The sequence below is a fragment of the Aporhodopirellula aestuarii genome (assembly GCF_023701485.1).
Lineage (GTDB): Bacteria > Planctomycetota > Planctomycetia > Pirellulales > Pirellulaceae > Rhodopirellula > Rhodopirellula aestuarii.
Genome location: NZ_JAMQBK010000041.1, coordinates 13967 through 34462, shown reverse-complemented (window position 1 = coordinate 34462; position 20496 = coordinate 13967). Strand labels below are relative to the sequence as shown.

The window sequence follows — 20496 nt, the reverse complement described above, 5'->3', positions numbered from 1 at the left end:
CTCCAGGTGAACGCCGAGAATCATCACGGAAGCATCTCGAAACGACGTGCAAACTTCAGGAAGAGAATTGAAAAGGTCAAGGATGAGACGCCGATTTCGGGTTGATCACAGGCGATCGGAACGCTCCCTGTTCGTAGTTCCGTACTACGCGCTGGTGTTGAGTTGTGGCTTGATCGTCAACGGTGGCGGTTACGTCAACGCTCAATCGATGCCGCAAAGACAACGCACCACAACGGGAAACGCTGTTGCACCGAGTGAAACTCCCGCGTCGGTTTCAGCAACTGCCACCGCCTCAATGCCGCCGGCCAGCGGTCCTGAGTTGATGGCGGTTTTGACGAACGAGATTACCTCGGGGCTGCGTCAGCGGAACCTCGATCGCAACTTTGTTCAATTCCAAAACTACACCGGTTACCAACTCAACCTTTCGACCGGTACGCGGCACGTTAATGAAGTCACGGGGAATTGCCGGCTGTCTTGGTTCGACTACTTGCTTCGCAACCCGCTCAATGCACCCGCCGAGTCAGAGGCGTTTACACGTTATCTATACGAGTCGGTAAGGATGCCGGCCGGTGGCCTTGATCGAACGCTGGCGATCGCGCGTTCGAAAATGGACGTTTCGGTGAAGAAGAGTCTTCCCGTCAAACCACAAGCTGCATCCGATGACCCGCTCGCTTTTGTGAGCGAAGTGCTCGAGCGTGTCCAGCGGAGTCACGCCGAGGCGCTCGCGCCGCTCACGGCCGCGGAACTTAGCAACCTCGATCGCAACATCTATCCGTTGCTCGTGTCGCAGAACGATGTCGGTTACACGCTCGCCAACCGCGGTGCCGGACGACGCATCTGTGACATGCTCGAAAAGATCGATCGGGGCGCGATCCATGACGCCGCCGAGACGATGGTGGTGCTCTCTGAACCGGCGTTCGGAGAACGATTAAAACAAATACCGGAGCAGGGGAACGTTCGTGTTCCTGGCGTGTCCGGTACCGTGCTGCAGAAACTGGTCACCCCAGCGGGCACCATCGTGGTTGGTGGTCGTGGTCCCAATATGTATGACCTCGATGCCATGTCTGATGTTCAGGTCGTCATCGATCTCGGCGGCAACGACGTTTATCGTGAAGGCACCGTATCGCTGGACCGACCCGTGTTGATCACGCTCGACCTCGACGGCAACGACCAATACGTCGGCAGTAAACCGGGCATCCAGGGCGGCGCGATTCTGGGCATCGCGATGCTGGTCGACTTCGCTGGTGACGACCGTTACCACGGGAAAGACATGGCTCAGGCATCCTGCATCGGCGGCGCCGGGATCCTGATTGATCATGCGGGGAACGATCGCTACACCGGTTTTCGTCGTGTTCAAGGCCAAGCGTTCGCGGGGATCGGATTGCTCGTCGATCGTGACGGAGACGATCAGTATCATGGTGCGATGTGGACACAGGGGATGGGATGTCCGCTCGGATTCGGAATGCTTGCGGACTTGCGAGGCAATGATCACTACTACACCGGCGGGTATTTCATCTGCTCCTATGCCGATGACGAAGACAACCCGACACCGGGCTACGAAGGCTGGGGCCAGGGTGTCGGTGCGGGATTGAGGTCGGTCGCCAGTGGCGGGATCGGGGTGATGCTCGAAGGTGACGGGGATGATGTCTATGAATTCGATTATCTGTCGCACGGCGGCGGGTATTGGCTCGGACTCGGTTTCGCACGCGACTTTGGCGGTAACGATCAACGACTCGGGGCGACCGTCAAGAGTTTCACCGGTGGACCCCGTGGCGAACCTTCGTTCCAGCGATTCGGGATGGGGTTCGGATGTCACTACGCCGCCGGCTTCTGTTTCGACGACGAGGGTGACGATACCTACAACGGAACGATCATGGGCATCGGCCATGCCTGGGACGCATCGATCGGTTTGCTAGGCGACTTCGGCGGGAACGATCAATACCGTTCCAATGGTAAAACGACGCAAGGCAACGGATCACAAGCGGGGCTAGGCATCTTGTTCGATTACGGCGGCGACGATCGGTACCGCAACTACAGCCAAGGCTACGCGTCGAGTTCGATCAGTTATCACGAGACGCCTCATTGTGGCGGCAACTTCAGTTTCCTAATCGATCACGGCGGAACCGATGGCTACGGAAGTCGGGTGCGGAACAACAGTGTGAGTCAACGCGGCAGTAGCGGTGGTTTCCTCATCGATCGTTTCAGTCCAGTGGCACCGCCCAAGACTGCAACGACGACGAAGACCCGCACACCAAGCCGTACGGCGACAACGAACAGTCAACCAAGCCGTTCGTCACGACGCTAGCCATCACGAGCCGACAGATGTTATCGAGAAAGGATTCTTTAATCATGCTACGCCCGTGGATGGTTTCAATGTTGTCGCGACTGTTTGTGTGTCTGCTTGGATTCGTGCTGATGGCTGAAACCACCGTGGCGAGTCCGCGCACCGGTTTCTTTGGTGCCATCCTCGGTGAAAACGACGAGGAGGATAAACCCAAGCCGCCGGTGCCACCGATCGGAAAAACGATCCAGCCTTTAGTCGTGGTGCGGCCGCTACCCAAACCGATCGCCGCTCCGAGCGTTCCACCGCTGGTCGAGGTGGACGTGACCACCGATGCTGAGTCGGACGTGGCGGACGATGAGGGAGTTGAAGAAGTTACCACGCAAGAGGAAATCGCTGACGAACCCCAGTCGGGAGATGATCAGGGTGCAGAGGAAGTCGTTGAGGACGAAGCTTCGGCGGAGACCCTTTCGTTTAACGCCCCGGTCATTGATTCGGACCCGACCGATGACTTCGATGTGAGCGAGCTATCCATCGATCAACTGTCGATGAAAATGCTCCCGGACGAAGAAGACTTCGGCGACGAGGGCGTTGACACCTTGACGTTAGAGGGGCCGGATACCGACCTAGCAGCAAATGACGAGCCCGCGAGCATGGAGCCCATCAGCGACGAGTCCGCTGAGGAAGGTCAGGCAAACGAAGCTGAGACATATGAGAACGGCGACGACAGCGAACTTGCTGAAATCGACGACGACTCCATTGCTGACATCGCCGACGCACCCGAGAGGGAGGCGGCCACAGTGGATGTGCAAGGAGAGGCTGTGCCTGAGAAGCAGTGGAGTCGAGAGATGCTGGACCTGCGAAATGCGATCCGCGCGACCTATGCGGTCTATGAACAACCACTCAGCACGCAAGTGATTCCGCCCGGGGGCGTCATCGACGCGTGCATGGCGTTCGGCAGCAAGGCTGAATTGTTGGTGAACTCACGTAGCCGTCAACGAGTCAACGCGATTGGAGCGTTGTGTTGGAACTATCCCTGTGCGGGAAAGACGCTTCTCGTCGCAAACGATGGAAACGTGATGCCGAGAATCGGACACGGTTACCAGTCGAAGCGTGGGGAATTGTTAGCTGCGTTGGCGTTGTCGGCGGTCAGTACCGAAAACGAAATTCGGATCGGTGAAGCTGTCGGTACGGTTGCCGATTTGGTGGAATGGGAACAGACAAGCGTTCGCACGGGAGCGGATCTTTCGCTGACCTTGATCGGTTTGTCGACTTATCTCGGCGCCGATGCCAGTTGGACCAACGCCGCAGGTGAAGAATGGTCGTTGGACCGAATCGCTGGTGAAGAACTCAGCCGAAAGGTCGCCGTGACTGATAGGGCTGCGGTCGATCGTTTAATGGGGCTAACCCGTTACGTCGTCTGGGCGAGGAAGCATGATGTGCCGCGAACGGGACGGCATCTTCAAGTCGAACGATATATCGCACGGTTTCATGATCATGCGCTCCAGTTGCAGGGACGTGATGGTTCATGGGGACCATTGTACTTTGGGTATCGAGGCGGTTCGGTGGATCCCACCAGTCTCACCCATCAACTCCGCGGAACCCCCGAACAAGAGTCGCTGTATTGCACCGGAAACATCCTGCTCTGGCTAACGATGTCGCTTTCACCAGACCAGTTGCAAAGTCCTGAGTTGGTGCGTGCTGTGATTCGTGTTAACAACGGTTTGGCCAGCCAGCGTCAGCGCGCAAACTTGAGCACGTTCAGTCCCTATGAACTCACGCTGACGATGCGAGCGTTGCGAGCGATTGCCGAGTACGATCGACGCGTCTTTGTAGCGGATGAGCTGAGCACGCTTGCACTGAAATAGACCGGCGTTGATGCAAGCTCACCATGCGAAGCGTGGTTTTGAAGTGGCAGCGTTGACGTTTATTGGCTGTTTGCGTCCTCTGGTCGGGACATCGATTTAATTACTGCAGGATTTCAAAAGTAGCGGAACAGCGCGAGCCGTCCGGTAACTCGGGACCGGACGGCCTGCGGGCTGTTGTTTTTGTGAGCCGACGGCGCTAGCCGCGGGCCTAACGGCTACGACGCGCGCATTGGAGGCCCGCAGCTAGCGCTGTCGGCTCACTCATTTTTGCGAAACGCCTAAAACAACAGCCCGCCTGCGCCGTTCCGCTAAAAAAAGCACTAAAACAATCGACGTCCCCTCCAGAGCACCGCGACACAAAGCAGCGATTCGCCGAAGGTCCTGGCGACATGCGTGATCACACCCAACCCTGCAAAGATGCGTCGAGTGCGGGGGTTTGGGTGGGAATCGGCCGCGTTTGCTGAGCGATTCCCGCATGAAGCGGCTAGAAATCCGCGTCTTTTGGGCGGGTTCCCAGACGAAATCGGTTGTCTGCGGCTGCCGTGAGGCCCCTCTTGTGGGCGGGGTGTGTTCTCGTTTATGCGAATTTTGAGCCCCTGAAGCGTCTTAGTGTGAAGTTGATCGCTATAAAAGCGTAAAAATTTCGATATTGCAGATTGTTAACACTTGCCAATCTGTTCAGGTGGCTTTAAGATTGAGCTTACAAGTTATCGGTGGATGCCCACACGGCTGGGCTAATTGATATGTCTCTGAAACTCGTCGCTCTTCTTAATTTTAGGATTCGTAAAATGAAACGTTCGATTCGTCGCGGCTTTACGCTCGTAGAGCTGTTAGTGGTCATCGCGATCATCGGTGTGTTGGTGGGGTTGCTTCTTCCCGCCGTTCAAGCTGCACGTGAGGCCGCCCGCCGCATGAGTTGCAGTAACAACTTCAAGCAAATCGGCTTGGCCCTTCACAACTATCACAGTGCTTACAATCAGCTTCCACGTCACGGTAGCGGTACCGATGACCATGCCGCCTACGGGACCGGCGGAGACTGGTGGAGCCAATCACAAGACGCCACGATGGGCAAGTTGTCCGCTTTGGGTGGCCTGCTTCCGTTCATCGAGCAGCAAGCAATTTGGGAGCAACTCGCCAACCCAAGCATTCAGAACGCAGACGGTACCACACGTCCAACGACTGATCCGTGGCCAGCCATGGGCCCAAGCCCCAATTACTGGGTCAACAACGGTGGCTACGTGCCATGGGTTACCGAAGTCCCAGGTTTCCGCTGCCCGAGCGATCCAGGTAAAGGACTCCCAGCTGCAGGCCGTACGAACTATGCCGTCTGCTTCGGCGATTCAGGCAACTACATGTATCGTGGATACCGTCCACTGCCCAACGGTCGCCACTTGGACAAGCTCACCAGCAGCGAAGCTGAAGAGATCCGGAGTTCAGCACGTGGGGTCTTCATCAATCACTACTCGACGCGTTTTCGTGACATCCTTGATGGTCTGTCGAACACCATCGCGATGGGTGAAATCGCAACGGACTTGGGCGACAAAGACAAGCGAACCATTTCTCAAACGTCCTCAAAGTTTTGGGGTGGTCAGAATATCTCGAATCCTTCGATCTGTGCTGATACAGCCGGTTTGATCGACGCACAACGTCCGCAATTCTGGGCGTCGGCTACCACCGTCTCAACTTCGACCAACGGTCGTGGTTACCACTGGTTTGACCAGTTGACCCCTTACACCGTCATGAACACCATCCTGCCACCCAACCGTGAACTGTGCGGCTTCTCGCACGACTTCTGGTTGACGGTTGCACCGCCATCGAGCCGCCACCAAGGCGGGGTACATGTCTTGATGTCAGACGGTGCGGTTAAGTTCATCACCGACTCCATCGAAGCAGGCGACTCACGAAGCCGAGCACCGGATAATAACTATCGTCCTGGTGACAAGAGTTCTTACGGATTATGGGGTGCTCTGGGAAGCCGTGCTGCCAAGGAAACGATTGACCAAGAGTTTTAGGCGAGCCCCGTAGAGGGTCAGTCGCCAACGCGATAGTGAATTGGTTTCTGACCCTTTGTGACGCGTCCTAACGCAAGTGTTTTGGCCAGGCTGTTGTCTTAGCGTAGAAAGCAGCCTGGCTTTCTTTTGTCGAAGCGGTGACGCGGATGTTTCTCGATTGCATCGCTTCGAAATCTCACAAATTTCCAATGACCTTCTTCTGTTAATCGTAAGTCCCATGAAGTTGATTAAGTTGTTCTTTTTAATGTCCTGTTTGTGTCTTGCTACCGGTTGTGGCGATCCCGCTCCGGAGAACATGCTCGAAGGTGCCGATGAAGCCAAATTGGCCGAGATTCGCGCCGAGCTTGAAGCTCAGCAGGAAGCCAGAGCATCGTCGACCGATCGTCCGCAATCACCGTAGCGTGATTCGCAGCATCGTTGCCATGATGCTCTGTTGGCAGCAGATCACGCGTGAAAAACGCGGGATCGGAGTGTAAACGGGACGCCCACACGAGGCGTCCCCGGCGGTAGTTTGCCCTGGTTTCCGGGCCAGACATTCGCCAGACGGGCAGTTATTGACGAACCAAGAGGTAAGTCTCGCCTGCGACCGTGTCGAACTCAAGGCAACCGTCTTTGATCGGTTTGCTAACAACCGGTTTACCGTTGGTGGTGATGGTGACCTGCGTTCTCGGATTGATCCGACAGCTTTGACCTTTCTTCGATAGAAGTTCGACGCGCGTGATCTCGCCTTGATCCCATTGGAAATCCAGTTCAAACGCACCTCTGGCGCACGCGCCGTTGAATCGTCCCTCGCTCCATTTCTCCGGCAGCGCGGGCAGTAGGTCAATGCAGTCCTCATGCGATTGCATCAACATTTCGGTGATCCCGGCGGCGACACCGAACGTGCCATCGACCTGCAAAGGCGTGTTGCATTTTGCAAATAGCTGGGGGTACGCTTGGTCCTTGATATACCCTTTGAAGATTTTGAGCGCCCGATCACCATCGTAGAGTCTCGCCCAAAGATTCATTTTCCAACCGCGCGAAAATCCGGTTCCTTCATCGCCCCGCTGTTCCAGCACCGCTTTGCAGCCGTCGATCAACTCCGGAGTTCGTTTTGCTGAGATGACGTTGCCCGGGTAGAGCCCGTACATGTGGGAGAAGTGCCGGTGCTTTTCTTCCAGTTGCTCGTAGTCTTCAGCCCATTCCTGCAAACTGCCATCTTTTCCGATTTGCGGAGGCATGATGCGGGCACGGGCGGCGAGAACGGTTTGCGCATAGTCCTGATCACGGCCGAGAACTTCGCTCGCTTTGGCGTAATAGCCAAATAGATCCGTGATGATCTGCAAGTCCATGCTGGCGCCGTAGCAGATCGTTGTGAAGTAATACATTCCGGTGACTTCGTCGTAGAAGTATTCATAGCCCGGGCCTTTAGGTGGATTCTCGGGAGAATTCGAAGGATTGGTGACCAGCCATTTCCCGTCGGGGTGCTCGACCAAAAAATCCATAAAGAAATCCACTGACCCTTTGAGCACCGGATAGATTTCATCCAAGTAATCCTGGTCGAGGGTGTAAAGGTAGTGCTCCCATAAATGGGTCGTCAGCCAGGCACCGCCCACGGTGAAGGTGCCCCAGGTGGGACCATCCATCGGAGCGGCCACTCGCCAGAGGTCGGTGTTCTGGTGAAAGACCCAGCCGTCGGCACCGTAATGTTCGCGAGCAACTTGGCCGCCTTGGTCGGTTAATTCCTTCACCATCGTGATCAGAGGTTCGGCGCACTCCGACAGGTTGCCTGATTCCACCGGCCAGTAATTCATTTCGGTGTTGATATTGGTCGTGTATTTGGAATCCCAGCTTGGGTTCTGACTCTCATTCCAAATGCCCTGCAAATTGGCCGCTTCCGTTCCGGAACGTGACGAGGAGATCAAGAGATAGCGGCCGAAGTGGTAGGCGAGGGCAGCCAAGCTGGGATCGTCCGCTGTTTCGTAAGCCGCCATCCGCTTATCAGTCGGCAAGAACGAGTTGGCCGTTTGAGGCAATGTCAGTTCGACGCGTTGATACAGCGATTGGTAGTCGCGGATGGCTGTGTTGAAGATAACTGCAAAGGTTTTGTCGTGGATACCGCCAAGGTAGTCATTCACTCGGGCGACCTGATCACCGCTGACGTCTTGATAGTCAACGAAATTGGTTGCTGCGGCAAAGTAGAGCGTGACCGCATCGGCCCCCTCCACAAAAAGCTCAGCCCCTTCGACCTTCACCGAACCACCCTCAGGAACCGCCTTGAGTTGGGCACGATACCGCAGTTTGCCTTCAATCCCGAGGTAATCGGCTGACTTGCCGTTGACCATCAATCCATCGTTACCGATCCCATCCATCCGGAAATAGTCGGTCGCATAATTGGAATGGGACGCGTTGCGGACGCCACGCAGTTGTGCCCGAAATGAAACCTGTCCCGGTTGATCCGCCGTCAACCTCACCGCAACGACCTGATCGGGAGCCGACGACAAAACATCACGACGGAATGTCACTCCATGAGCTTTGTATTGCACGCTCGTGGTAGCAGTCTCGAGATCCAGCCATCGTTTGTAGTCGGTTACTTCCTCTTCGTCTTCGAAGAAGATGTGCAGGTTGGCCAGGGACTGATATTTCATCTGCTCAATCGGGTATCCCATCATGTGACGGCCAAACAGCTTATGAGCTTCTAATGGTTTGCCGCTGAAAAGCAGTTGTTGGATTTCCGGCAAGAATTCAGCTCCACCCTTGACGACTGAAGAGTAGGGCCCGCCGGTCCAATAGGTTTCTTCATTGAGTTGAATCCGCTCTTCAGAGTGTTTGCCAAACACCATCGCACCCAACCGTCCGTTCCCAACTGGTAGAGCCTCTTCCCATGCGTTGGCGGGCTGTTGGTACCAGAGCACCGAATCGGTTTTGAATGACTGGGCGTCAATAAGTTCGGAGGTGGAGGCATGTTGTGAATGGGCGGGTGGGCTAAACATGGAAATGCAAACCAGAAGAAGGATGTGTCTCATGTTCATTCTTTCAAAGCGTTTGATCTTAGCGGCAAAAAGGATAGTCTTCGTCTTTGCATCACTGCTCCCTGTTTTCAACGCGTCAAATTGCGGAAAGGGACCGGAGGCAGATAAGCATGTCAACTGACGAGCTGGCGAAGCGGAATCCTGGGATTGGTTAACGGTGATGGTTGAACGTCGGATATGTCCCGCGATTTTGCCAGAGATGTCCAGTGTGGACTACTGGCGAAACAACCGAAGCGGAAGGAACCAATGCGGCACATCGACGCGTGAACCCCCGAGGGGGTTGGGTCGCAGAAGAACGTTTTTGGATGGCCAGCGGTTGTGTTCGGAAGTTGGTGTTTTGGCGGACGCGCCGGGTGAATTATGCACGTTTGTTGCCGAGCGAATTCAGGTCATGTTGGATAGTTGCGTCTGTGTCGGTGAAGTTTCCTCTAACCCGCATTGAGCGTTAACACGAATGTCATAACGCTCTGCTAGAGTCTGGCTCGAATTCAAATTCGATTCACGGTCGCCCTGTTCTGTTTCGGACAAACGGTTCGCGAAGGAACGATTTTGACACGAAGTGGTCGGCCGGTTTTCTCTACTTCGAGATCAAGGAAGTTGACATGCAGCGGTCCGCCCCGACGCCGGTCCGGACTCTCTTAGTGAGCGATGTGCATTTGGGATGCAAGCATTCGCGAGCCGAAGAGTTTCTAGCGTTTCTTCGTGGCTTCCAACCCGAATCGATCTATCTGGTTGGCGACTTCATCGACAGTTGGAAGATCAACGCCGGTTGGCATTGGACGCCGGCGTGTGACGACGTCATCATGCACTTGATCGAGCTAGCGAAAAACGGAACGAAAGTCCATTACGTGTCAGGCAACCACGACGCCTTCCTGCGAAACCCCGCGTTTCAATCGGGGTGTTTGACTCCCGTTCCCCGCTTTGAAGTCGCGAATGAATTTGTCATGGAAACGGTTGATGGGTGGCGGTTTTTGATTACGCACGGCGACATGTTCGATTGTGTCGAAACCAACGCCCAATGGTTGTCTAAGGGATGTTCGGTGTTCTACGACGCCTGTTTGAGTTTCAATCGATGGTGGCATAACGCTTGGATGGCTCAAGACCGCAATCCTTATGGCGGTTGCGCTGTATTGAAAGATCGGATCAAACGATGGATTCGTTTTGTCAGTGGGTTTGAAACCAAGATCATGATGCACGCCCGGCAGAGTGATTGCGATGGCGTGATTTGTGGGCACATCCACACGCCGGATATCGTCTCGGGTGATGCGATGTGGTACTGCAATACAGGCGATTGGGTCGAGAACTGTACCGGATTGATCGAACGTCACGACGGGCAAATGCAATTGGTCCGCCGTTATGACGATGACCTGTTTCTGCGTTTGCCGCGGCGGCGGTCGACGCGGCCTGAAACCGTTGACTCGGTGCGTGATCCGGTTCCTGCAGTCATCAATAATTCCGAGGAATGGGTGGTCACCGCCGCCCCCGGTGAATACGCGGCCTAATGTTTGCCAGGACATGGCTGCAGATCATTCAGCGTGGCCGATTGGGAGGCAATGTTTCTCTCCGCTGCCGAGCGATAGGTATGTGGAATCCAGGATCTTCCGCACTTTCACATGGCGAGCTTCGTTGGAACATGAGTTGCTAGAGACGCCGTTTGGCTCTTTGCACCCCAACGGAGAACACGATGCCGATCCAGATGAAACTTAGCGATGACGTGACAGTCGGTCGACAGCCGAGTGAGAGTGAAATTCAATCCATGGCTGCGGATGGTTTTCAGTCGATCATCAATTTTCGAACCGCGGGAGAAGACGAACAGGACTTGTCACCGGATGCGGAAGGTGAGCAAGTGAAATCTCTCGACATGGAATACTTGCATATTCCCGTTTCACTGGACTCGTTAGATGCTTCCCAGGTGGATGCGTTTCGAGAACAGTACAAAGCGTTGCCGAAGCCTGCTTTTGCGCACTGCAAGAGTGGGAAACGGGCGGGGGCCATGTTGATGATGCACACGGCAGTGGAAAATGGCATGTCGGGTGATCAGGCCCTCAAACAAGCAAGTGAAATGGGTTTTGAGTGCGACGTCCCTGAACTGCAGAACTTCGTCAGGGACTATGTAAATAGTCGTTCGAATCGGACGACATGAGTTGCTCGGCATGACCGCGTGTTCGGTTGTTGTCCGCCCGTGGAAAGATACATGCGTCAAGCGGATGGAAACTCGCGTCAATCGTTGCATTGATCGTTTTCCAACGAAAATGGCTGGGCGATGTCAAACCTGCGCCGATCAAATCGGGACCCACTCAGGGGTGGTTTTCGCGATCAGCAAGGGCCTGAGTCGAGCGGGGGCGTTGGTGGGACAATCGGCACGTGTGCCTTCATCGAACGGACTCGCAGTTTGTACAGCTATGGCATGCCCAATGTGTGCAGATTCATGCCCGGTAGGTGTCAGATCGTGCCGTTGTCGAACCATTTTTTCAACGCGACACCGCATCACCAGAAGGTTGACTAAAGTGGCTCCCAACTTGCGAAGTGGATGGAGTGGAGACACGTAGTCAGCGAGTTTTTATCCGCCATATTCGTGAGGGCCCCGCACATCGCCGTATCTGGACCCGCCGAATTGATGGAAATGAAATTGCCGTACTTCCGCTCTGCACGTTGTCTCCTGCTCGTGCTTGCTCTTTGGAGTGCATCAGCGCTTGCCGAGGCTCAGGACGTGAAACGCCCACAGCCTCCGAGGGTTATTCAGCAAACGTTAACCCCGCACTGGACCAGTGAGGATTCGTTTTGGTTTCGTCGGCAAAACGCGGACGGATCGAACACCGATGTTCGCGTCGATGCGAAGTCGGGAGAGATGACCGAAATCGAACGTGGCAAGACAGGCGAAGCCCGCGAGGCGTCACTGACTGGCGGGCGCACGCCACGCTCAGTCAAATCTTCTGAAACGAACACCGAGATCACGTTCGTTAATCAAACCCAAAAACAATTGCAGTTGTTCTGGGTGGATAGCGGAGGCAAGCGAGTCAAGTACGAATCGATCGCGGCAGGTGAATCGCTCGTGCGTACCACTTACGCGGGACATGTTTGGGAAGTTGTCGACGGCGACAAAACGAAGTACGGCTATGTCGTCGCCGACGTCGATCCGATGCGTTTGGAGGTGAAAAAGCCCGCTCGCGTGACCGAGACGAATTCGAATCGTTCACGCCGAAAACGAGGTGACTCTCGAAAGGACGAAGATTGGGCTGAAGGCGTTGCGTCGCCTGCTGATTCGAAACGGATCGTACGTCTCGACGGCGACCGTCTGCAACTTCGGCGAGAGTCCGAAGTCGAAAACGCAGATGAAAACGACGACGAATCGTCCGCGTGGCAAACGCTGATCGACGATGCGACGTTGGCTGAAAAGCTCGCCGAGGAACCGGTCAGTTCCCCCGTCGAACCGAAACTGGAATCACCGCAGTGGTCACCCGACGGCGAGGTGTTGCTCGTGGAGGCGGTATTCCCTCATGAAACCAAACCGGTCCATCTGATCGAATCGTCCCCGAAATCGGGCGGACGAGCCGAACTCACGTCGCGGCCGTATCTGTTGCCTGGCGACGATGTCGACCAAGTCTGCTACTTGGCGTTTAACGCCCAAACGGGCGAGGAGATCGAATTGAACTTGCCGCTGTTGTCGGCAAGGTTTTGGCAGTTTCGTTGGGCGGGGCCCCACCGGGCGTTGCTCGCCGTGACGCAGCGGGGCCACCAACGATTTCGCCTCTTCGACATCGACGTGTTGGCTGGCACGGTCACCACCGTCATCGACGAGCAGTCCGACACGTTCATTTGGACAACGCACAAAGCCGATCTGCCTCGTTGGACTTATCTGGAGGAATCCAACGAGGTGATTTGGGTCAGCGAAAAGGACGGCTATCAACATTTGTACTTGGTGGATTTGGCAGGCGACAAGCCGATCTCACCGATCACCAAGGGGGATTTCGTCGTGCGAGCGATCGAGAACATTGATCGCGAAAATCGCCTCATCGATATCATCGTCAGCGGCGTGTACCCGGACCAAGATCCCTACCTAAAACATTACGCGCGAGTCGACTTCAGCGGTGAAAATTTCACGTTACTCACCGAAGGCAATGGAAATCACACCGCAACGTTTTCGCCGGACCGATCCAGGTTCGTGGTCACTCATTCGCGGGTCAACTCGTTGCCGGTCCATGAGCTTCGTTCGGCCGATGGCGAACTGATTCAAACGTTGGTCAACGCGGAGATCGCGCCGGCCAGCGCGGAATTGAATTTACCGACGGTGTTTTCCGCGAAAGGTCGCGATGGCGAAACCGATATCTGGGGATTGGCCTGTTTCCCGGAAGACTATGATCCAAACGGGGACAAGAAATATCCTGTCATCGAGTATATCTACGCGGGGCCTCACGATTCACACGTGCCAAAGTCGTTCCGTTCCGCCCCTTGGTTTCATGAATATTTGGATGCCGGTTTTATTGTTGTCCAGATCGATGGGATGGGCACAGCGAACCGCTCAAAAGCTTTCCATGACGTTTGCTGGCACAACCTCAAGGATGCCGGATTTCCAGACCGAATCGCTTGGATGCGGGCACTCGCCAAAGAGCATCCTGCGATGGACCTCGATCGTGTGGGCATCTTTGGGACTTCCGCAGGAGGTCAGAACACAGGTTCTGCGTTGTTGTTCCATGGAGACTTTTATGACGCGGGGGTCGCGGCGTGTGGTTGCCACGACAACCGGATGGACAAAGCCTCGTGGAACGAACAATGGATGGGGTATCCCGTCGGTGACCACTATGCGGCGAACAGCAATATCGAGCACGCCGGTAACCTGCAGGGCGATCTGTTTTTGATCGTGGGTGAATTGGATTCCAACGTGCCACCGGAGTCGACGCTGCGATTTGCTGATGCCTTGATCAAAGCGGACAAAGACTTCGACCTGTTGGTCATTCCCGGGATGGGACATAGCGATGGCGGCGTGTATGGCAAGCGCCGCACGCTCGACTTTTTCATCGAAAAGCTGCGTCCGGGTGATGCCGACGACGACCGTGGGACTGAATCGATCCCGCCGTCCACGATTGAGTTGGGTAGCATCCAGACTCACGCGGCCTGGGAAGACATTCGCAACCACTACACCACCGATCTTGAGACTCTCAAGCGACGATTGCCCATTCGCATCGCGAGCGAGCGTTTGACGCAAACCGCTGCGTTCTTGGATGCGTGGAAGAGTCAGGTGAATGCCGCGTTGAACGTGGACGGTGACGACCAATTAGGTGACGCCGATCGAGTGACCGCTCAGGAGATCGTTGCCACGATCAAAGAGGAAGAGTCGGAATTGAAATCCAGCGTGATCGTATCGGTACAACTCGTTGAGTTGGCTCCGTTTGCCTCAGCGTTGATTGAGCTGACTGATTATTCCCGCCGGGTCAACAAACTCGACGCCGAAGCGATGGCGACGGAAGTGGAGAATCTCAGTGAGATGATTCAAGAATGCCTTGCAGGCGAAGACGCGGAAGCCAAAACGGTTTCGGTGAGCCAACCGGTCCTCGACGCCGTAGGTGACTTGGTCGGAGCGTACCAATCGTGGCAGCAGTTCTACGAGGGCTATCATCCTGAATTCAATTGGTGGGTTCTCGATCTCGCGAATCAAACCGGTGAACAACTTCAGCGATGGCGCAAGCGGCTGAGGCCGGATGCAGAGCTGACCAAGCAGCATGCTGAGCAGGTTTCGAACCGAGAGCTCGGATCGCCTGAGCCGGCATCTGAATTCGTGTTTGGTGAGGCGTACCCGCCGATCGCGGCATGGTCCCGGCGGGAAGCCAATTGGATGCCTGGCATCGTTGATCGGTTCACCCGGAAAAATGGTGGTCGCAAAACGAAAACGGACGCATTACCTCAGTGGAAAGAGGCACTGAACGAGCTAACGCTCGGTGGAAAACTGTTTGGCGAATGGTCGGTCGACGATCAGGTCGACTGGCATGTTTTGATGGCGGAAGTCGAGACCCGCATCGCTCGGAAGGAAATCGAACAATCGGGAGAACAACTTGCTCCTGCCACCTCCTCGGTCGAGAAAGACCTCTCCGGCACGCCGGTAGGCCGCAAACGCATCGAATTGGAATTGCGTCGGGAGTTCATCGATCACACGCCGGAGGAGTTGATCGAGTTGGCCGAACGCGAGTATGCGATCGTCCGATCCGAGATGGTCCGCGTGGCTCAGGACATGGGGCTGGGCGATGACTGGAGAGCCGCTGTGGAACGGATGAAGAACCATCACGTCGCGCCGGGACAGCAGCCAGCGTTGATCGGTACGATGGCGGACGAGTCGGTCGAGTGGCTACGCAAACGTGATTGGATCACGGTTCCACCGTTTGCCGAGTACTGTTGGCGGATGGTCATGATGACGCCTGAACGTCAAAAGGTGAATCCATTTTTCACCGGTGGCGAAGTCATCAGTGTTTCATATCCGACGGCGAGCATGACGCCGAGTGACAAGCGGCAAAGTTTGCGAGGCAACAACATCGGTTTTGCCCGCGCGACGGTGCATCACGAGCTGATCCCCGGCCACCATCTCCAGATGTTCATGACCGACCGCTATCAATCGCATCGGAAGAAAATAGGTACGCCGTTTTGGTTGGAGGGACTCGCGGTTTACTGGGAATTGAAACTCTATGATGACGGTTTCGCTCGCACCCCCGAAGAACGGATGGGGATGCTCGTTTGGCGTGCCCATCGGTGTGCCCGCATCATCTTCTCCCTCAATTTTCACCTCGGTCGGTTCTCACCCGATCAGTGCGTCGATTTTTTGGTCGATAACGTTGGATTCGAACGACGCAATGCGACGGCAGAGGTTCGCCGCAGTATCGGGTCGAGTTATCCGCCGCTGTACCAAGCCGCTTACATGCTCGGCGCGTTGCAGATCCGTCAACTGCATCGAGAAATGGTACTGTCCGGTGAGATGACCGAACGCGAATTTCATGACGCGATCATGGAAGCGGGCATGATGCCGATCGCGATGCTGCGGCAGGTCCTGAAAAACGAACCGTTGCAACGTGACGACCCGCCTCGTTGGCGTTTCAATTGACCGGATAAGTCGCGGTCGTGATCGAAAGTGCGAGGAAGAGTTCGGCGAAAGATAAGCCGGTGCCGAACTCTTCCTCGCGTGCCCTTAGATTTCGCGAGAGAGGCGGGGTTTCCGTGAGGCGAAAGGGCTCTCGCAGTACCTAAGGCTTCCGACTAGGTGTTGACCGGTTCGGTTGTTTGCAGTTCGACGGTCTTTCCCGTTCGGAAAGATTCATCCGCCGCAGCCACGATTTTCATCGAGTTGACCGCATCTTGGAGATGATCCGTCAGGTCGTTGTTTTGTTGGATCGCGTCCAAGAAGAACTGTTGTTCTCGCAAGCACAGTCCATCGTGATCGGGCTCGTCTTCGAGGTGAACCCACTCATCGGCGCGGGCAAATTTGCCTTCGGCGTTGAGCGTGCTGTGGTGTACCCGGATCGATTCGGTCTTGGTGTGAGCATCCACGTTATCGCTTTGCCCGGTCGACGAGGCGTTCTCGGCCACGATCGATGCGGAGCCTTTGGGGCCAACCACATCTTTGACGAAGAACGCGGTTTCACTCATCATCGGGCCCCAGCCGGCTTCGTACCAGCCGACCGAACCGTCTTCAAAGGTGACCTGCAGTTGTCCGTAGTTGACCATGCCGGCGGGCAACTCGTCGGTTAATCGAGCACCGATTCCAGAAACTCGAATGGGACGCGACTTCGTCATTTGGCACATCACGTCAACGTAGTGGACACCACAATCGACGATGGGGGAAACCGTGGACATCAGACGCTTGTGCGTTTCCCACGCCGCTCCCGACGACGATTGGTTGAGGTTCATTCGCATCACCAACGGCTTCCCCAACGTGTGAGCCAGTTCGATAAAGCGGTTCCAACTCGGATGGTGTCGCAAGATGTAACCGACGACCACTTTGCGATTCGTTTGCATCGCTTTGGCGACAATTTCTTCCGCCGCTTCCACGGAGTCGGCGAGTGGCTTTTCGACGAACACGTGACAACCCGCGTCTAAGGCGGTCGTGACGAAGCGGGCATGCGTGTCGGGCCAAGTCGAAACGCACACCGCATCGGGGTGGGTTTCCTGCAGCGCCGTGTCGAAGTCTTGGAAGGTCGGATAGCTTTGGCCCAACTCTTCGTTCAGTTTTTCGCCAGATTCTTTGGATCGCGTGCAGATGCCGACAATCTCGAAACCTTCAAGGGCTTGGTACGCCAACGCGTGGGAACGCCCCATGTTTCCGGCGCCAACGCAGAGAATGCGGACGGGTGCAGATGATTGATCGTTCGCAGTCATTGGGTGGGGGCTCCAGAGCGAGTCCGAGACAGGCATGCCGCGGCATCGTGGTCGAGTAGATATTGTAGGTTTCGGTGGTTTTGCAGAAGCGTGGCCGGAATCGCAGTCGTCATTCGACCTTCGATGGCCTTTTGCACGATGCTCGCTTTATGTTGTCCAAAGGCGAGTAAACGGATTCTTTTGGCTTGTAAAATCGTCTCCACTCCCATTGTGATTGCCAGTAGCGGCACGTTGTCGAGACCGCCAAAATCCGCGGCCGCATCGATGCGGGTCAGAGAGTCTAGTTTAACGAGGCGAGTGGAAGAGTCCCGCGTGGCACCCGGTTCATTAAATCCGATATGGCCGGTGCGTCCAATGCCCAGCAGTTGAAGATCAATCCCGCCATTTTTTAAGATCAGTTCTTCGTAGTCGCGGCAATAGCCGGGGACGGACTCCAGCTCAATGTTGCCTTTGGGGATATGGATGTTGCTACGGAAAATGTCGATGTGGTTGAAGAAGTGTTCGTTCATGAACCGGACATAGCTTTGGGCGGCTTCCGGTTTGATGGGATAGTACTCGTCTAGGTTGAAGGTGATCACATTGTGAAAAGAAAGTCCGTCTTCTCGGTGCATTCTCACCAATTCGCGGTAGACGCGGATGGGGGTGGAACCGGTGGCGAGTCCGAGAACGCATTTCCTGTGTTCTGACGCACGCAAACGAATCAGAGAGGCGATTTCTCGTGCGACTCGTTTGCAGGCGTCCGTCGAGGTTTCGAACCTCAGTATCGACAAACCGGAGTTCGAAATCATCGCATTGTCAGTCGGAGCAGGACTTTCTAGGGTACTTCTCATTAATGGATCGCTTGCAAAGAGGGTGGCGGAGAGTTTGCTTGCCGGTTGGCTGAAAACAGCTCGGACAAAAGATCGTTCGTCGGATGACCATGGCCACGGTGTTGAACGAACGCTTCTTCAGCATGCACGCCGATGTCGCCGCCACGACAATAGTTGTGTTCGCGCATCGCAGTCAGGTATTCATCAATCCCGTTGTGTGATCTCAGCCATTCCAGTTGACTGGCATGGCATGCCAACATCTCGGTCTTCAGGTCGAGTTGGTCGGTGATGTCGACATAGGTCGACGGGGATGTGGGGTGGCCCATCCGGTCGTGTCCGTTGATGGCATCGCAGTAGTACAGGTACGGCACCTGCGATCCGGCGAGCAGCTGTTTTTTCGACGCGTTGGGAGCGGCGTACACGAAGCTCGACGCGCGACCGAGTTGACCCGAAATCTCATGGTCGGCGTGGTAGTCGGACAGCGGCATCGTGATCACCAAACTCGGCGCGATCTCGCGAAACAGGTCAATCGACTTCTGCAGAGACTGAAGGTCATAGACCACCCGGCCATCCGGTTCGTTGAGGGTGTGGTACGTTGCTCCGATCAACTCGGCCGCGTGGGTTCCTTCTGCGGTGCGCGTCCGGGCTGTTTCTTCGGGACCGGCATCCATGGATCCACAATCTCCCGCGGTAACCGTGGCGATGTGGATCTCCCAACCGAATTCCTGCAGCCGAATGAGCGTTCCGGCGCATGTGATCTCGGCGTCGTCTGGGTGAGCCATGAACGCGAGGGCAACTTTTCGGCTGGGGATGGATTCGTGGTTGGACATCGTGGGGACGACTTTCAAATCGTGGGGACGATTTTTAAAAAGAGAATGCGTTACGTCAGGAACCATTCTGCAGGAATTGCTGCTCATTTCTCCACGCACCTTGCCATTTTGTGGTACTCTATTGGCGCATTTGGTGGCGGGAGATCCAGACTATGCGCATGTTTTCACCGATTGATGCCATTTGCGCGCGGTGGAAATTGGAGGCGCGGAGGTTCCTGAGCCGGGCGTTGGTGCAACCCAATCTCGGTTCGCTCGAGAAGAGCGATCCGAACCCATTGAACACCTTCCTATTGCGAGTCGAATGAAAGCCTCTTACGAAAAATTGGTTCCCGAGGACGGGCAATCCTTTCGGTGTTTTGATCGATCGACATTGAAATCACCTGTGAAGTGGCACCGCCATCCCGAAATTGAGTTGACCTACCTTCCTGCCGGCGCGGGATCTCGGGTGGTCGGCGACCACATCGGCAGCTACAGCGATCACGATTTGGTGTTGCTCGGCTCGGAGCTGCCGCATACCTGGGCGTCGGATGACTACCGGGGACAGACCTATGATCTGCACTCAGCGATCGTGCTGCAGTTCCATCCCGAATTCTTGGGTCAGGACTTCTTTCGACTCAACGAGATGGTCGATATTCACGCGTTGTTGCAACGGGCCAGTCGCGGATTGTGGTTTCCGGTTGACGTGGCAAAGCGGATTGGCGAGCAGATGACGGAATTGGTGGATCTGCGTGGTGCGCGTCGCTTGGTTTCTTTGTTGAGCATTTTGGATGAACTGACTTATTGTGACGAATCCGTGCCGCTGGCGTCGCGGCTTTATCGGACGACCAACAACCATGAAGTCGAAACGAGGATTCAAGTCATCTGTGATCACATCACTCATCATCTGACGGACCCGGAATTATCGCATCGTGAATTGGCGACGCTCGCGGATATGAACGCGTCTGCCTTTAGCCGGTTCTTTAAGCAGTCAACAGGACGCACTGTATCGGCTTACATCAACGAACTTCGAATCGGGTTTGCGTGCCGGTTGCTGACCGACACCGACGATTCGATCCTGTCGATCAGTCAACAATCGGGTTATCAGAATTTGTCGAACTTCAACCGTCGGTTTCTGCAACACCGAAAGATGACCCCGCGAGACTATCGCAATCGATTCCGCATCGCGGTGTAAAAAGCGTTCGGCTCATTGCAGTTGTCTGTCTCGATGTCGGACAGTGGCAACGAAGTGGCTCAATCTTAATTTTGAGCGTGCTGAAGAGTGCGATGACCGAGGAGGCCGAGTTGGGAGCAACCGTCCGGCCGAAGTCCAATCGGCTTGCCCGGGATGGCG

At 55.5% G+C, this 20496-nt stretch carries 12 protein-coding genes; 8 read left to right on the top strand and 4 right to left on the bottom strand.

The genetic code is table 11. The annotated features are described in order from the left end of the window. The first annotated feature begins 82 nt into the window (after positions 1 to 82). From NB063_RS16120 to NB063_RS16105, 4 genes are all read left to right on the top strand, one after another. Complete coding sequence (locus tag NB063_RS16120; RefSeq protein ID WP_250929770.1) at positions 83 to 2305, top strand: hypothetical protein; 2223 nt, start codon at positions 83 to 85, stop codon at positions 2303 to 2305. 110 nt (positions 2306 to 2415) lie between these two features. Beyond that, a complete protein-coding gene (locus tag NB063_RS16115; RefSeq protein ID WP_250929769.1) occupies positions 2416 to 4149 on the top strand; it encodes a hypothetical protein in 1734 nt (577 codons plus the stop codon). Positions 4150 to 4937: 788 nt separating this feature from the next. Beyond that, positions 4938 to 6161, top strand: coding sequence for a DUF1559 domain-containing protein (locus NB063_RS16110; protein WP_250929768.1), 1224 nt, complete (start codon positions 4938 to 4940; stop codon positions 6159 to 6161). Between the two features lie 217 nt (positions 6162 to 6378). Beyond that, the gene (locus tag NB063_RS16105; RefSeq protein WP_250929767.1) at positions 6379 to 6561 is read left to right on the top strand and encodes a hypothetical protein; all 183 of its coding nucleotides are present in this window, start codon (positions 6379 to 6381) and stop codon (positions 6559 to 6561) included. A 151-nt stretch (positions 6562 to 6712) separates the two neighbouring features. Here the strand turns inward: NB063_RS16105 and NB063_RS16100 are convergent, their stop codons facing one another. Next, positions 6713 to 9166 (bottom strand): glycoside hydrolase family 95 protein, encoded by a 2454-nt coding sequence (locus NB063_RS16100; RefSeq protein WP_250929766.1) that lies wholly within the window; start codon positions 9164 to 9166, stop codon positions 6713 to 6715. Positions 9167 to 9774: 608 nt separating this feature from the next. Here NB063_RS16100 and NB063_RS16095 point away from each other — a divergent pair. The 3 genes from NB063_RS16095 to NB063_RS16085 all read left to right on the top strand — a co-directional run bounded on the left by NB063_RS16095 (position 9775) and on the right by NB063_RS16085 (position 16256). Further along, positions 9775 to 10674: a UDP-2,3-diacylglucosamine diphosphatase gene (locus NB063_RS16095; protein WP_250929765.1), complete on the top strand. Its 900-nt coding sequence runs from the start codon at positions 9775 to 9777 to the stop codon at positions 10672 to 10674. 182 nt (positions 10675 to 10856) lie between these two features. After that, complete coding sequence (locus NB063_RS16090) at positions 10857 to 11315, top strand: beta-lactamase hydrolase domain-containing protein (protein ID WP_250929764.1); 459 nt, start codon at positions 10857 to 10859, stop codon at positions 11313 to 11315. A 567-nt stretch (positions 11316 to 11882) separates the two neighbouring features. Further along, positions 11883 to 16256: a DUF885 family protein gene (locus NB063_RS16085; RefSeq protein ID WP_250929763.1), complete on the top strand. Its 4374-nt coding sequence runs from the start codon at positions 11883 to 11885 to the stop codon at positions 16254 to 16256. A gap of 152 nt (positions 16257 to 16408) precedes the next feature. On the opposite strand, the gene NB063_RS16080 is transcribed toward NB063_RS16085, so the two are convergent. Genes NB063_RS16080 through NB063_RS16070 form a run of 3 tightly spaced genes read right to left on the bottom strand, consistent with a single transcriptional unit; the run spans position 16409 to position 19166 of the window. After that, positions 16409 to 17527 carry a Gfo/Idh/MocA family protein gene (locus NB063_RS16080; protein ID WP_250929762.1) on the bottom strand — a complete coding sequence of 373 codons (1119 nt, stop codon included), beginning with the start codon at positions 17525 to 17527 and terminating at the stop codon, positions 16409 to 16411. Continuing rightward, positions 17524 to 18357 carry a glucosamine-6-phosphate deaminase gene (gene nagB / locus NB063_RS16075; protein ID WP_250929761.1) on the bottom strand — a complete coding sequence of 278 codons (834 nt, stop codon included), beginning with the start codon at positions 18355 to 18357 and terminating at the stop codon, positions 17524 to 17526. The genes NB063_RS16080 and nagB overlap by 4 nt, the downstream gene beginning before the upstream one ends. After that, positions 18357 to 19166 carry a PIG-L deacetylase family protein gene (locus tag NB063_RS16070; RefSeq protein WP_250929760.1) on the bottom strand — a complete coding sequence of 270 codons (810 nt, stop codon included), beginning with the start codon at positions 19164 to 19166 and terminating at the stop codon, positions 18357 to 18359. The genes nagB and NB063_RS16070 overlap by 1 nt, the downstream gene beginning before the upstream one ends. Before the next feature lie 301 nt (positions 19167 to 19467). Here NB063_RS16070 and NB063_RS16065 point away from each other — a divergent pair, with 301 nt between their 5' ends. Continuing rightward, a complete protein-coding gene (locus NB063_RS16065; RefSeq protein WP_250929759.1) occupies positions 19468 to 20337 on the top strand; it encodes a helix-turn-helix domain-containing protein in 870 nt (289 codons plus the stop codon). The last annotated feature ends 159 nt before the right edge of the window (positions 20338 to 20496 follow it).